Source organism: Massilia glaciei (assembly GCF_003011895.2).
GTDB classification, from domain to species: Bacteria; Pseudomonadota; Gammaproteobacteria; order Burkholderiales; family Burkholderiaceae_D; genus Telluria_A; species Telluria_A glaciei.
This window is the reverse complement of sequence record NZ_PXWF02000282.1, coordinates 15096-28934: the sequence shown is the minus strand read 5'-3', so window position 1 is coordinate 28934 and position 13839 is coordinate 15096. Positions and strand designations below refer to the sequence as shown.

At 68.1% G+C, this 13839-nt stretch carries 12 protein-coding genes; all 12 read left to right on the top strand.

The features are described 5' to 3' along the window. Nucleotides 1–1341: serine hydrolase domain-containing protein (locus C7C56_RS21360; protein ID WP_229458911.1), on the top strand; the 1341-nt coding region annotated here is incomplete at its 5' end. Nucleotides 1342–1511: 170 nt separating this feature from the next. Beyond that, a complete protein-coding gene (locus C7C56_RS21355; protein ID WP_146204591.1) occupies nucleotides 1512–2258 on the top strand; it encodes a hypothetical protein in 747 nt (248 codons plus the stop codon). 70 nt (nucleotides 2259–2328) lie between these two features. Then, nucleotides 2329–2763 (top strand): YchJ family protein, encoded by a 435-nt coding sequence (locus C7C56_RS21350; RefSeq protein ID WP_106759368.1) that lies wholly within the window; start codon nucleotides 2329–2331, stop codon nucleotides 2761–2763. Between the two features lie 57 nt (nucleotides 2764–2820). Next, entirely contained in the window at nucleotides 2821–4428 is a 1608-nt protein-coding gene (locus tag C7C56_RS21345) for a carboxyl transferase domain-containing protein (protein ID WP_106759367.1), read from the top strand. An 11-nt stretch (nucleotides 4429–4439) separates the two neighbouring features. Then, nucleotides 4440–5234 carry an enoyl-CoA hydratase/isomerase family protein gene (locus C7C56_RS21340; protein WP_106759366.1) on the top strand — a complete coding sequence of 265 codons (795 nt, stop codon included), beginning with the start codon at nucleotides 4440–4442 and terminating at the stop codon, nucleotides 5232–5234. Nucleotides 5235–5239: 5 nt separating this feature from the next. Continuing rightward, nucleotides 5240–6595 carry an adenosylmethionine--8-amino-7-oxononanoate transaminase gene (bioA, locus tag C7C56_RS21335; protein ID WP_106759365.1) on the top strand — a complete coding sequence of 452 codons (1356 nt, stop codon included), beginning with the start codon at nucleotides 5240–5242 and terminating at the stop codon, nucleotides 6593–6595. Between the two features lie 2 nt (nucleotides 6596–6597). Further along, the gene (bioF, locus tag C7C56_RS21330) at nucleotides 6598–7791 is read left to right on the top strand and encodes an 8-amino-7-oxononanoate synthase (protein ID WP_106759364.1); all 1194 of its coding nucleotides are present in this window, start codon (nucleotides 6598–6600) and stop codon (nucleotides 7789–7791) included. Next, nucleotides 7781–8584: a dethiobiotin synthase gene (gene bioD, locus C7C56_RS21325; RefSeq protein ID WP_106759363.1), complete on the top strand. Its 804-nt coding sequence runs from the start codon at nucleotides 7781–7783 to the stop codon at nucleotides 8582–8584. The genes bioF and bioD overlap by 11 nt, the downstream gene beginning before the upstream one ends. A 21-nt stretch (nucleotides 8585–8605) precedes the next feature. Next, nucleotides 8606–9631 (top strand): biotin synthase BioB, encoded by a 1026-nt coding sequence (gene bioB / locus C7C56_RS21320; protein ID WP_106759362.1) that lies wholly within the window; start codon nucleotides 8606–8608, stop codon nucleotides 9629–9631. A 54-nt stretch (nucleotides 9632–9685) separates the two neighbouring features. After that, nucleotides 9686–11731 (top strand): acetyl/propionyl/methylcrotonyl-CoA carboxylase subunit alpha, encoded by a 2046-nt coding sequence (locus tag C7C56_RS21315; RefSeq protein ID WP_106759361.1) that lies wholly within the window; start codon nucleotides 9686–9688, stop codon nucleotides 11729–11731. A gap of 26 nt (nucleotides 11732–11757) precedes the next feature. Next, a complete protein-coding gene (locus C7C56_RS21310) occupies nucleotides 11758–12687 on the top strand; it encodes a 2-hydroxyacid dehydrogenase (RefSeq protein WP_106759360.1) in 930 nt (309 codons plus the stop codon). Nucleotides 12688–12689: 2 nt separating this feature from the next. Beyond that, nucleotides 12690–13610 (top strand): hydroxymethylglutaryl-CoA lyase, encoded by a 921-nt coding sequence (locus C7C56_RS21305; protein ID WP_106759359.1) that lies wholly within the window; start codon nucleotides 12690–12692, stop codon nucleotides 13608–13610. Nucleotides 13611–13839: the final 229 nt, after the last annotated feature.

Sequence of the window (13839 nt, the reverse complement as noted above, 5' to 3'; positions counted from 1 at the left end):
TGGATGGAAATAATGAGACAAGGCAGGCGTACGGTGTTGGGCATGGCTTTGCTGGGCGGGATGCAACATGTGTTCGGTGCGCCGCTGCGCGCCGCCAACTGGAAACGCGGCCTCGACGCCGAGCTGGCGGCCATCGCCGCCAATCCCGCCTGCACCCTGACCAGCCTGTCGGTGCTCGCGATCCGGCAGGGGCGCGTCGCCTACACCGCGCAGTTCGGCCATCGCACGGTCGCCGCCGACGGCGGCGGCGGGGCGCGCGCCACCGCGCGCACCATGTACCGGATCGCCTCGATCTCCAAAATGATGACCACCCTGGCCCTGATGCGGCTGGTGGAACAAGGCAAGCTCACGCTCGACGCCGACGCCGGCGAGTACCTCGGCTTTGCCCTGCGCAACCCGCACTATCCCGAGCGGCCCATCAGCCTGCGCCTTTTGCTCAGCCACACATCCTCGCTGCGCGACGACGCCGGCTATTCGTTCAAGGCCGACCAAGCCCTGCGCAACCTGCTCGTGCCCGGCGCCCCGCTCTACGGCGACGGCAAGATGTGGGCCAGCAACGCGGCCCCGGGCGCCTTTTTCACCTATTCCAACCTGGCCTGGGGGGTGATCGGCACCATCATGGAGCGTGTCACGGGCGAGCGCTTCGACCTGCTGATGCGGCGCCTGCTGCTGGGGCCGATGGGTTTGCGCGGCGGCTTCAACGCGTCCGCCATGACGCCGGCCGAGCTGGCCGACCTGGCCACCCTGTACCGCAAACGCACGACCGACACCGAGGTCTGGGACGGCGCCGGCCCCTGGATCGCCCAGGTCGACGACTACCCGAACGGGGCCCCGGCGGCGCCGCAGGACCTGGCCGCCTACGCGCCCGGCAACAATGCCACGCCGTTCAGCCCGACGGGCGGGCTGCGCATCTCGGCGCCCGACATGGGCAAGGTCATGCTGATGCTGATGAACGGCGGGCGCCACGAGGGCGTGCAGCTGCTGCGCCCGGCGACGCTGGCGTCGATGTTCGAGCGCCAATGGACCTATGACGGCAAGAACGGCGACAACCTGAACGGACTGTTCCGCGCCTGGGGACTGGGCAACCAGCACTTCCCCGAGGCGGCGGGCGGCCCGCAACTGGTCGAAGGCGGCGGCTTTGGCGGCGTCGGCCATCTTGGCGAGGCCTACGGCCTGTATTCGGTGTTCGTGGCCGACCTGGCGAAAAAGAACGGCATCGTCGTGCTCGTCGGCGGCACCAGCGCCGACCCGGAGGCCGACAAGGGCCTGCACTCCTCGATGCCGCGCATGCTCGAGCGGATCCTCGGCGGCGTGAACCGGCAGGCGCTTTTGAAAGCATAATGCCGACTCACCTTGAGTGATCGCCCCGCGGCCTGTCAGGCCAGCTCGGCCCGCCAGACGGCTCCCCCGGCGGACCCCGCTTAAGCACTTCTTAATATATTCACAATATATTACCTCCTGACCAGAAACATCCCGGATCTGGCATCTTGCCCCGGCCAGGACCACCCGCAATGTCAATCAAATCCGTTCGCCCGCTGCGCAGTTTGGCCATCGTCTTCGCATGCCTTGTCGCCGCGTATATCGCGGTGCTTTCGTGGCCGCAGCCCTTGTTCGCCCACCATGTGCGCCACCAGAACTATGAGGTCTGGTCGGACCAGCCGATCCCGCCGCAGATCGCGCAGGTGCTCGATGACGCCACCCGGCGCCTGCGCGGCTCGGCGTTCCACGCGCCCGAAACCCCAATCCGGCTGTTCATTTGCAACGCCAACTGGCGTTTGTGGATTTACGGCCAACATTTCAGCGCCCGCCTTGGCGGCGCCGCGGACACTTGGAACACGCGCAACATCTATATCCGCGCCGCCGATATCGCCGGCAACCGCATCCATTCGCCGGGTCCGGGGCCGATCGCCGACGCCGCGCAGCGCACGCTTTCGTATTACATCGCGCACGAGGCGACCCACATCGATGTCGGCCGCCAATATGGACGCCTGGTCACGCTGCGTTACCCACAATGGTTGCTTGAAGGCTACGCCGACTACATCGGCAAGGGCGGGGACTTCGATTTCGACGAAAACCTCCGGCTGTTCAAGGCTGGCAGCGAAAAGATGGCCGTTTCCAAGAGCGGTTTGTACCGGGGTTTCCACCTCGAAGTCGCGTATCTACTGGAAAAGGAGGGCATGGCCGTGGACGCGCTGTTCGCCAACCCGCCCGATCAAAGCGCGGTGCAGGCAAAATTGATGGCGGCGCCGCTCCGATAATCGGCGCGCGTCCCCCATGCCGGGCGGATATGGCGGATAATTGCCCCCTTCTACCAGCGCGCCCTCGACCATGCCTTCTCCGTCCAAGCCCGCCGCCTGTCCTTGCGGCGGCGCCGCCTTCGCCACCTGCTGCGGCCCCTTCTTGTCGGGCGCCGCCATCGCGCCCACGGCGCAACTGCTGATGCGCTCGCGCTACACCGCCTACACCCTGGGCGACGAGGACTACCTGCGCGCCACATGGCACCCCAGCACCTGTCCGCCGCCGCCCATCATCGACCGGGCCGAAGCTGTCAAGTGGCTGGGACTTGAGGTAGAATCTGCTTTACGTTTACGTCAACGTAAAGTAAATTTGCCGGATTCGCCGGGGCGCGACAGCGTCGAATTCGTCGCCCGCTACAAGATCAACGGCCGCGCCCACCGCCTGCACGAACTCAGCCTTTTCGTGCGCGAGGGGGAGGGCGCGCGGGCGCGCTGGCTGTATCTGGAAGGCAGTTTTCCCGAATAAAAAAATCATCGCCCTGGCGAAGCCCCGGCGGACCACGCGACAAGACAAAGGACAGCAATGCCTCATATCGACAGCAAACTGAACACGCGCAGCGAAGACTTCAAGGCCAACGCGGCGGCCATGCAAGCCGTGGTCGACGACCTGCGCGCCAAAGTGTCGGCGATCGCCGCCGGCGGCGGCGCCGCGGCCAGCGCCAAGCATGTCGCGCGCGGCAAGCTGCTGCCGCGCGACCGCGTGCAGATGCTGCTCGACCCGGGCACGCCGTTCCTCGAATTGTCGCAACTGGCCGCCTACGACATGTACGACGGCGCCGCGCCGAGCGCCGGCATCATCACCGGCATCGGCCGCGTCTCGGGCCAGGAGTGCGTGATCGTCTGTAACGACGCCACCGTCAAGGGCGGCACCTACTACCCGATGACGGTCAAAAAACACCTGCGCGCCCAGGAGATCGCCGACCAGAACCAGCTGCCCTGCATCTACCTGGTCGACTCGGGCGGCGCCAACCTGCCGAACCAGGACGACGTCTTCCCCGACCGCGACCATTTCGGCCGCATCTTCTACAACCAGGCCAATTTATCAAGCAAGGGCATCCCGCAGATCGCCGTCGTGATGGGCTCGTGCACCGCCGGCGGCGCCTACGTGCCGGCCATGAGCGACGAGTCGATCATCGTCAAGGAGCAGGGCACGATCTTCCTGGGCGGCCCGCCGCTGGTCAAGGCGGCCACCGGCGAGGTGGTCACGGCCGAGGACCTCGGCGGCGGCGACGTCCACACCCGCCTCTCGGGCGTGGTCGACCACCTGGCGCAGGACGACCTGCACGCGCTGTCGCTGGCGCGCACCATCGTGTCGAACCTGAACCGCGTCAAGCCGCGCCAGATGGCGCTGCGCGAGTCCAGCGAGCCCAAATACGCGCCGTCGGAGCTGTACGGCGTGATCCCGGTCGACACCCGCAAGCCGTTCGACGTGCGCGAGGTGATCGCGCGCGTTTTCGACGGCAGCGAGTTCGACGAGTTCAAGGCGCGCTACGGCACCACCCTGATCTGCGGCTTCGCCCACATCTACGGGGTCCAGGTCGGCATCATCGCCAACAACGGCATCCTGTTCTCGGAGTCGGCGCTCAAGGGCACCCACTTCATCGAACTGTGCTGCCAGCGCAAGATCCCGCTCGTGTTCCTGCAAAATATCACCGGCTTCATGGTAGGGCGCAAATACGAGAACGAGGGCATCGCCCGCAACGGCGCCAAGATGGTCACCGCGGTGGCCACGGCGGCCGTGCCCAAGTTCACGGTCATCATCGGCGGCAGCTTCGGCGCAGGCAATTACGGCATGTGCGGGCGCGCGTTCTCGCCGCGCTTTTTGTGGATGTGGCCCAACGCGCGCATCTCCGTCATGGGCGGCGACCAGGCCGCCAGCGTGCTGGCCACGGTCAAGCGCGACGGCATCGAGGGCAAGGGCGGCCAGTGGACGCCCGAGGAGGAAGCCGCCTTCAAGCAGCCGATCAAGGAGCAGTACGAGCACCAGGGCCACCCGTATTACGCGAGCGCGCGCCTGTGGGACGACGGCGTGATCGACCCGGCCGACACCCGCATGGTGCTCGGCCTTGGCCTGTCGGCCGCGTTCAACGCCGAGATCCCGGACACCAAGTTCGGCATCTTCAGGATGTAAGGAGTCGACTCATGGAATTTACGCAATACCAGACACTGACAATCGCGATCGCCGACAAGGTCGCCACGCTGACGCTGAACCGGCCCGAGGTGCGCAACGCCTTCAACGAGCACACGATCGCCGAGCTCGCGCTCGCGTTCGACGAACTCGGACGCAACGAGTTGGTGCGGGCGATCGTGCTGGCCGCCAACGGCCCGGCCTTTTGCGCCGGCGCCGACCTCAATTGGATGAAGAAGATGGCGGCCTACTCGTTCGCCGAGAACAGCGCCGACGCCGCCATGCTGGCCGATATGCTGCGCACCATCTACCTGTGCCCCAAGCCGGTGGTGGCCAAGGTGCAGGGCGATTGCTACGCCGGCGGCATGGGGCTGGTCGCCGCGTGCGACATCACGGTCGCCGCCGAGGAGGCCAATTTCTGCCTCAGCGAAGTCAAGCTGGGACTGATCCCGGCGACCATCTCGCCGTATGTGATCAAGGCGATGGGCGAGAACGCGGCGCGGCGCTACTTTTTGACGGCCGAACGCTTCAGCGCGCGCGAGGCGCACCGCATCGGCTTCGCGCACGAGGTGGTCGCCGCCGACGCGCTCGACGCGCAGGTGCTTGCTATCGTCAAGGCGCTGGTCTCGAACAGCCCCAACGCCGTGGCCCAGGCCAAGGTGCTGGTGCGCGACATCGTCGGCCAGCCGGTGAACGACGCGCTGCTGGCCGACACCGCCGAGCGCATCGCCCACATCCGCGCCTCGCAGGAGGGGCGCGAGGGCGTCGCCTCGTTCCTCGAAAAACGCAAGCCCACGTGGCTGAACTGAGCACCATGGCGCACGCACCCGACCCTATCAACAAAAGCGCCGACTGGGTCGCGCGCAGCCTGCGCAGCGTCTGGCATCCGTGCACGCAAATGCAGCACCACGAGAGCGTCCCGCTGGTGCCGGTCAGCCACGGCCGCGGCGTCTGGCTGTACGACCACGACGGCAAACGCTACCTCGACGCGATCAGCTCGTGGTGGGTCAACCTGTTCGGCCACGCCAACCCGCGCATCAACGCCGCCCTCAAGGACCAGCTAGACAAGCTCGAACACGCGATGCTGGCCGGCTTCACGCACGAGCCGGTGATCGAACTGTCGGAGCAGTTATCAAGCTTGACCGGCAATGTGCTCGGCCACGCTTTCTACGCCTCCGACGGCGCCTCGGCCGTCGAAATCGCGCTCAAGATGAGCTTCCACGCGTGGCGCAACGCCGGCCGCGGCGGCAAGCAGGAATTCGTCTGCCTCAAGGGCAGCTACCACGGCGAGACCATCGGCGCGCTGGCCGTCACCGACGTCGCCTTGTTCAAGGATGCCTACGGCCCGCTGCTGCGGGCGGCGCGCGTGGTGGCATCGCCCGACGCGCGCGGCGCGCGCGAGGGCGAAACCGCGCAGGACGTGGCGCGCCGCGCAGCTGCCGACGTCGAGGCGCTGTTCGCCGAGCGCGCCGACCAAATCGCCGCGATCATCATCGAGCCGCTGGTGCAGTGCGCCACCGGCATGGCGATGCACGACCCGCTCTACCTGGCGCTGGTGCGCTCGCTGTGCGACCGCTACCAGGTGCATCTGATCCTCGACGAGATCGCGGTCGGCTGCGGGCGCACCGGCACCTTTTTCGCCTGCGAGCAGGCCAACATCTGGCCCGACTTCCTGTGCCTGTCGAAGGGCATCAGCGGCGGCTACCTGCCGCTGTCGCTGGTGCTCACGCGCGACGAGATCTACCAGGCCTTCTACAGCACCGACGTCACGCGCGGCTTTTTGCATTCGCACTCGTACACCGGCAATCCGCTGGCCTGCCGCGCGGCGCTGGCGACGCTGGCCATTTTCAGGGACGACGACGTCCTCAACCGCAACCAGGCGCGCGCCGGGCGTTTGCGCCAGGCGCTCGCGCCCTTGGCGCGGCACGAGCGGGTGCGCCATTTCCGCCAGCGCGGCATGATCTTCGCGTTCGACGCGATCGAGCCCGATGCCACCCGCGCCGCCACCTTCTCGCGCCGCTTTTTCACGACCGCGCTCGAGCACGAACTGCTGCTGCGCCCGATCGGCGGGACCGTCTACCTGATGCCGCCTTACGTGCTCTCGGACGAGGAGATCGACGGCCTCGCCGAGCGCACCCGGCGCGTCTTCGACTCCGTCATTTCAAGCTGAACATGGACCTGATCGCCAACATCAACACCACCCTCGCAGGTCTCGACGCGCAAAGCCTGACGCGCCGCCGGCGCCCGGTCGACACGGCCTGCGCGCCGCGCCTGGCCGTCGAAGGCAGTCCCCTGCTCGCGTTTTGCAGCAACGACTACCTGGGCCTGGCCGCGCACCCCGCGCTGGTCGCGGCGCTGTGCGAAGGCGCGTCCATGTACGGCGTGGGCAGCGGCGCATCGCACCTGATCAGCGGCCACAGCCGCGCCCACGCGCTGCTCGAGGAGCGCCTCGCCGGGTTCGTGGGCGGGCACCTGGTGTCGCCGCGCGCGCTGTATTTTTGCACCGGCTACATGGCCAACCTGGCGATGCTGACCGCGCTCGGCGCCGACGCCAACGCCGAGATTTTCTCCGAGTCGCTCAACCACGCCTCGCTGATCGACGGCGCGCGCCTGGCCCGCGCCAGCGTCAAGGTGACCCCGCACGCCGACCTTGGCGCGTTGGCCGCGCAGCTTGGCGCCAGCAGCGCCGGCACCAAGCTGGTGGTCACCGACAGCGTGTTCAGCATGGACGGCGAGATCGCCGACCTGCCGGCCATGCTGGCGCTGTGCGAACGACACGGCGCCTGGCTCGTCATCGACGACGCGCACGGCTTCGGCACGCTCGGCGCGAACGGGCGCGGCGCGCTCGAGCACTTCGGCCTGAACTCGCCCAACCTGGTGTATATGGGCACGCTGGGCAAGGCCGCCGGCGTCGGCGGCGCTTTTGTGGCGGCCCACGCGAGCGTGATCGAACTGCTGATCCAGCGCGCGCGCCCCTACATCTACACCACCGCCGCGCCGCCGGCCCTGTCGCACACGCTGCTCGCGAGCCTCGACATCATCGGGGGGGCCGAGGGCGCCGGGCGGCGCGCGCACCTGAACGCGCTGATCGCGCAGTTCAGGACCGAATTGCGGCTCACGCGCTGGCAGCATGGCGCGTCCGAGACGGCGATCCAGCCGATCATCATCGGCAGCAACGAGGAGGCGCTGCGCGCGGCCGCGCGCCTGCACGAGCGCGGCCTGTGGGTGCCGGCGATCCGCCCGCCGACGGTGCCGGTCGGCACGGCGCGCCTGCGCGTGACCCTGTCGGCCGCCCACACCCACGAGGAAGTCGCGCAGCTGACGGCCGCGCTCAACGAACTGGAAAGGACGCCGGATGAGTCTTAACGACCCCGAAGAGAGCGTCGCCACCGCCTCCAGCGCCGACGCCCCCGTGCTCGAGGCGGCGCCGCAGCCGGCCACCCCGCTCGAGGTCTGGCCGTCGCGCTTTTGCTGCTTTGTGGCGGGCACCGACACCGGCATCGGCAAGACGCTGGTCTCGGCCGCCATCCTGCACCAGTTGGTCGCCAACGGCGTGCGCGCCTGCGGCATGAAGCCGGTCGCCGCCGGCGCCGAGATGCGCGACGGCGAACTGCACAACGAGGACGCCGACGCCCTTCTCGCCGTCGGCAATGTGCATCTGCCGCGCCATCTGACCACCCCCTACATGCTGCGCGAGGCGTGCGCGCCGCACATCGCGGCCGCGCTCGACGGCGTGACCATCGAGGCGGTGCCGATTCTGGCCGCCTACACCGAGATCGCGCTCGCCTCCGACGCCGTCGTGGTCGAGGGCGTGGGCGGCTTCCGGGTGCCGCTGTCGGACAGTTTCGACACCGCCGACCTGGCCGCGCAACTGGACCTGCCGGTGATTCTGGTGGTGGGCCTGCGCCTCGGCTGCATCAACCACGCCCTGCTGACGGTCGAGGCGATCGTCGCGCGCGGGCTGGTGGTGGCCGGCTGGGTCGCCAACGAGGCGCTGCCCGGCATGCGCTTCGCCGACGAGAACATCGAAGCGCTGCAGCAGCGCATACCCGCGCCGCTGCTGGGCCGGGTGCCGTATCTGGAACAACCGACGCCCGCGCTGGTCGCCGGTTTTATCGATCTTGCGGGTCTGCCTGGCTGGCCGTCCGCGCGTAACTGAAAACTCTGTAGAAGGAATCACATGTCTGAACTCTCATTCCACAAGCCCGCCGCCCCGATCGGCCTGCCCGAAGCCGCCACCTGGCCGCTGGCCGACGTGCTGGCGCTGTTCGAGCTGCCCTTCAACGAGCTGATGTTCCAGGCCCAGACGGTGCACCGCGCCCAGTTCCCGGCGGGCGACGTGGAATTGGCGACGCTGTTGTCGATCAAGACCGGCGGCTGCGAGGAGGACTGCGGCTACTGCCCGCAGGCGGCGCGCTACGACACCGGGGTCGAGGCCAAGAAGCTGCTCGGCATCGACACCGTGCTCGACGCCGCGCGCCAGGCCAAGGCCAACGGCGCCACCCGTTTCTGCATGGGCGCCGCGTGGCGCAGCCCCAAGGAGCGCGACATGGAGAAGGTCGAGGAGATGGTGCGCGAGGTCAAGGCGCTCGGCCTCGAGACCTGCGCCACCCTCGGCATGCTCGAGGAGGGCCAGGCCGACCGCCTTAAAAACGCGGGACTGGACTACTACAACCACAACCTCGACACCGCGCCCGAGTTCTACAGCAATGTGATCTCGACCCGCGAATACCAGGACCGCCTCGACACCCTCGGGCGCGTGCGCAACGCCGGCCTCAAGGTCTGCTGCGGCGGCATCGTCGGCATGGGCGAATCGCGCCTGCAGCGCGCAGGCCTGATCGCGCAGCTGGCCAACCTCAATCCGTATCCCGAGTCGGTGCCGGTCAACCACCTGGTGCAGGTCGAAGGCACGCCGCTGCACGGGCTCGACCCGCTCGACCCGTTCGAATTCGTGCGCACCATCGCGGTGGCGCGGATCACCATGCCGGAGGCGCGCGTGCGCCTGTCGGCGGGGCGGCGCCAGATGGGCGAGGCGGTGCAGGCGATGTGCTTCCTGGCCGGCGCCAACTCGATCTTCTACGGCGACAAGCTGCTCACGACCGACAATCCGGAAGCCGAGGACGACCGCGTGCTGCTGGCCAAACTCGGGCTGGTGACGCGCGGCGCGGTGCTCGACTCGGCACCCAAGGCAAAGTGCGGCGGCTGACCGCAGCGGCGCGCAACCCCGATTAACCGGCATCCCAACCCTGGAAAAAACAGCATGTTCAAAAAAATCCTCATCGCCAACCGCGGCGAAATCGCCTGCCGGGTCGCCGCCACCGCGCGCGCCATGGGCATCAAGACCGTCGCCGTGTATTCGGAGGCCGACGCCGAGGCGAAGCACGTGGCGGTATGCGATGAGGCGGTGCTGATCGGCCCCGCGCCGGCCAAAGAGAGCTATCTGTGCGGCGACACCATCATCGCCGTGGCGCTGGCCACCGGCGCCCAGGCGATCCATCCGGGGTATGGCTTCCTGTCCGAGAACGCGGACTTCGCCGACGCCTGCTCTGAGGCGGGTCTGGTGTTCATCGGGCCGCCGGCGTCGAGCATGCGCGCGATGGGGTCCAAATCGGCCGCCAAGACGCTCATGGAAAGCGCCGACGTGCCGCTGGTGCCCGGCTACCACGGCGACGAGCAGGACCCCGACTTTTTGCAGCTGCAGGGCGACCGCATAGGCTACCCGGTGCTGCTCAAGGCCAGCGCCGGCGGCGGCGGCAAGGGCATGCGCGTGATCGAAAAGTCGGAGGACTTCAAGGCCGCGCTGGCCTCGTGCAAGCGCGAGGCGATCAGCTCCTTCGGCGACGACAAGGTGCTGGCCGAGAAATACCTGACCCGTCCGCGCCACATCGAGATCCAGGTGTTCGCAGACACCCACGGCAATTGCGTCTACCTGCACGAGCGCGACTGCTCGGTGCAGCGGCGCCACCAGAAGGTGCTCGAAGAGGCGCCGGCGCCGGGCATGCCGGCCGAGCGCCGCGCCGCGATGGGCGAGGCCGCCGTGGCGGCGGCCAAGGCGGTCGGCTACGTCGGCGCCGGCACGGTCGAATTCATCGCCAACCAGGACGGCTCGTTCTACTTCATGGAGATGAACACGCGCCTGCAGGTCGAGCACCCGGTCACCGAGATGATCACCGGGACCGACCTGGTCGAATGGCAGTTGCGCGTGGCGGCCGGCCAGCCGCTGCCAAAAACCCAGGCCGAACTGGCGATCCACGGCCATTCGATCGAGGCGCGCGTGTACGCCGAAAACCCCGAGAAGGGCTTCCTGCCGTCGATCGGCACGCTGCGCCACATGGACACCCCGGGCGCGGTCTCGTTCGAACTGGGCGGCACCCCGGGCGGGGCGCCGGCGGCGGTGCGGATCGACTCGGGCGTGCGCGAGGGCGACGCCATCTCGCCGTTCTACGACCCGATGATCGCCAAGCTGATCGTCTGGGGCGCCGACCGCAACCAGGCGCTCGCGCGCATGTCGCAGGCGCTGGCCGAATTCCAGATCGTCGGCCTGGCCACCAACATCGCCTTCCTCAAGCGGCTGGTCGAAGGCGGCTCGTTCGCCTCGGCCGACCTCGACACGGGCCTGATCGAGCGCGACGCCGAGACCCTGTTCCCGCAGCCGAAGGCGGTGCCGGTGGGCGCGCTCGCGCTGGCCGCGGTGGCGCTGATCGAAGCCGAAAAAGACTGCTCGGCCGCGGTCTCGGCCAACCGCTCCGACCCGTGGGGCAATGCGCTCGGCTGGCGCCTCAACAGCGCCTACCAGCGCCAGCTCACGTTCTCGGACGAGTACACGGCCGCGCGCGACATGAAGCACTACAAGGTCGACGTGACCTACCACGCGGGCGGCTGGGACCTGGCCGTCGGCGGCATCGAGGCGGCGCTGTCGGTGACCCGGCGCGAAGGCGCGGAGCTGTCGATCAAACTGGGCGCGACCTCGATGCACGGCACAGTGCGGCGCGACGGCGAGATCTTCCATGTGTTCTCGGGCGGGCGCCACTTCCAGCTGCATTACAACGACCCGATGGCGCATGCCGGCGAGCTTGAAGCGGCGGGCGGGCGCCTGACCGCGCCGATGCCGGGCAAGGTGGTCGCGGTGCTCGCCGCCAAAGGCCAGCAGGTCAAGAAGGGCGACCCGCTGGTGATCATGGAGGCGATGAAGATGGAGCACACCATCGGCGCGCCGTCGGACGGCCTGGTCGAAGAGATCTTGTACCAGGTGGGCGACCAGGTGGCCGACGGCGCTCCGCTGCTCGCCTTTAAAGCGGCGGCGTAACAAACCGGGCCAGCGGAGGGGCAGCCATGCGAATTCTTTTACACCGGGCCGACGGCCTGACCGATCCCTGGGTGCGCGATTTCGCCGAGGTGCTGCCCGAGGCCGAGGTGGTGGTGTGGCGCGAGGGCGAAGCCATTGCCCCGTGCGACTACGCGGTGTTGTGGTCGCCGCCGCCGGCGCTGCTGCCGCAGCTGGCGCACGTCAAGGCGGTTTTTTTGACCGGCGCCGGCGTCGACGCGATACTCAAGTACGGCGACGCCCTGCCGCGGGTGCCGCTGATCCGTCTGGGCGACGCCGGCATGGCGATCCAGATGGCCGAATACGTGACCCACGCGGTGCTGGGCTACTTCCGCCGCTTCGACGAATACCAACGCCAGGCCCGCGCCGGCGTGTGGGCCCAGTTGCCGCAGTTTCAAAAAGAGGACTTCAGGGTCGGCGTGCTGGGCACCGGCGTGTTGGGACGGCGCGTGCTAGATTCGCTCGCGCACTTCGGCTTTCCCCTGCGCGGCTGGAGCCGCGGCGCCAAGCAGATCGACGGCGTGGAGTGCTTCGCGGGCCTCGAGACGCTCGACGACTTCCTGCGCGGCACCCGGGTGCTCGTTTGCATGCTGCCGCTCACGCCCGAGACCACCAATCTGCTCGACCGCTCCAGCTTGTCGCTGCTGCCCCAGGGCGCGTACCTGGTCAACGTGGCGCGCGGGGCGCAGGTCGCCGAGCCGGACCTGCTGGCCCTGATCCGCTCGGGCCACATCGCCGGCGCCACGCTCGACGTGTTCCGCCACGAGCCGCTGCCGGCGCCGCACCCGTTTTGGGACGAGCCGCGCATCACCATCACCCCGCACGTCTCGGCGTTCACGCTGCGCCGCCCGAGCATCGTTCAGATCGCCGGCAAGCTGCGCGCGCTCGAAAACGGCGAACCCGTGGCCGACATCGTCGACCCCACCAGAGGATACTGAAAATGAACATGCAAGCGAGCCTGCCGGGCAAGGTCAAGATCGTCGAAGTCGGACCGCGCGACGGCCTGCAAAACGAGAAGGAGTCGGTGTCGGCCGCGGTCAAGACCGAGTTGGTCGACCGGCTCTCGCGCGCCGGCTTCGCCAACATCGAGGCGGCCTCGTTCGTGTCGCCGAAGTGGGTGCCGCAGATGGCCACCAGCGCCGAGGTGATGGCCGCGATCACGCGCCGCGCCGGCACGGTCTACTCGGCGCTGACGCCGAACATGCAGGGCTTCGAGGCGGCGCTGGCCAGCCGCGCCGACGAGGTGGTGATTTTTGGCTCGGCCTCCGAGGCTTTCTCGCAGCGCAATATCAACTGCTCGATCGCCGAATCGATCGCGCGCTTCGAGAGCGTGGCCAAGGCGGCCAAACAAAACCGCCTGCGCCTGCGCGGCAGCATCAGCTGCGCGTTCGGCTGCCCGTACCAGGGCGAGGTGCCGCTCGACGCGGTGGCCGACGTGGTGGGGCGCATGCGCGACCTGGGCTGCGACGAGATCGACATCGCCGACACCATCGGCGTGGCGACCGCGCGCCAGACGCAGGCGGTGATGCTGCGCGCGGCGCGCGAGTTCAGGCTCGAGTCGATTTCGGGGCACTTCCACGACACCTACGGGCAGGCGCTGGCCAACATCTACGCCAGCCTCGAGGTGGGGGTGTCGATTTTCCATTCGTCGGTGTCGGGGCTGGGCGGCTGCCCGTACGCCAAGGGCGCGACCGGGAATGTGGCGACCGAGGACGTGCTGTACCTGATGCACGGGCTCGGGATCGAGACCGGGATCAATCTCGATCTGGTGGTCGACGCGGGGCAGTTCATCAGCGCGCATCTGGGCCGCAAGGGGTCCAGCCGCGCGGGCAATGCGTTGGAGGCCAAGCGCGCGGGGTAAGCACTTAGAAATCGCGACGAAAACACATATATATCAAAAAACAACATCGTCCTCGCGGAGGCGGGGCCCCATAGAACGCGAATGTTCTATGGGGGGGAGGCATGCCTCCCCGCCTCCGCGAGGACGATGTGGTATTTGTTCTTCGGTTTCGATCTTTGCTGTTTTTAGCGCGCGCGCGACAACGCGATCGAGCCATTTAGCCAGCCGAAACAATCACAATCAGGGGGAT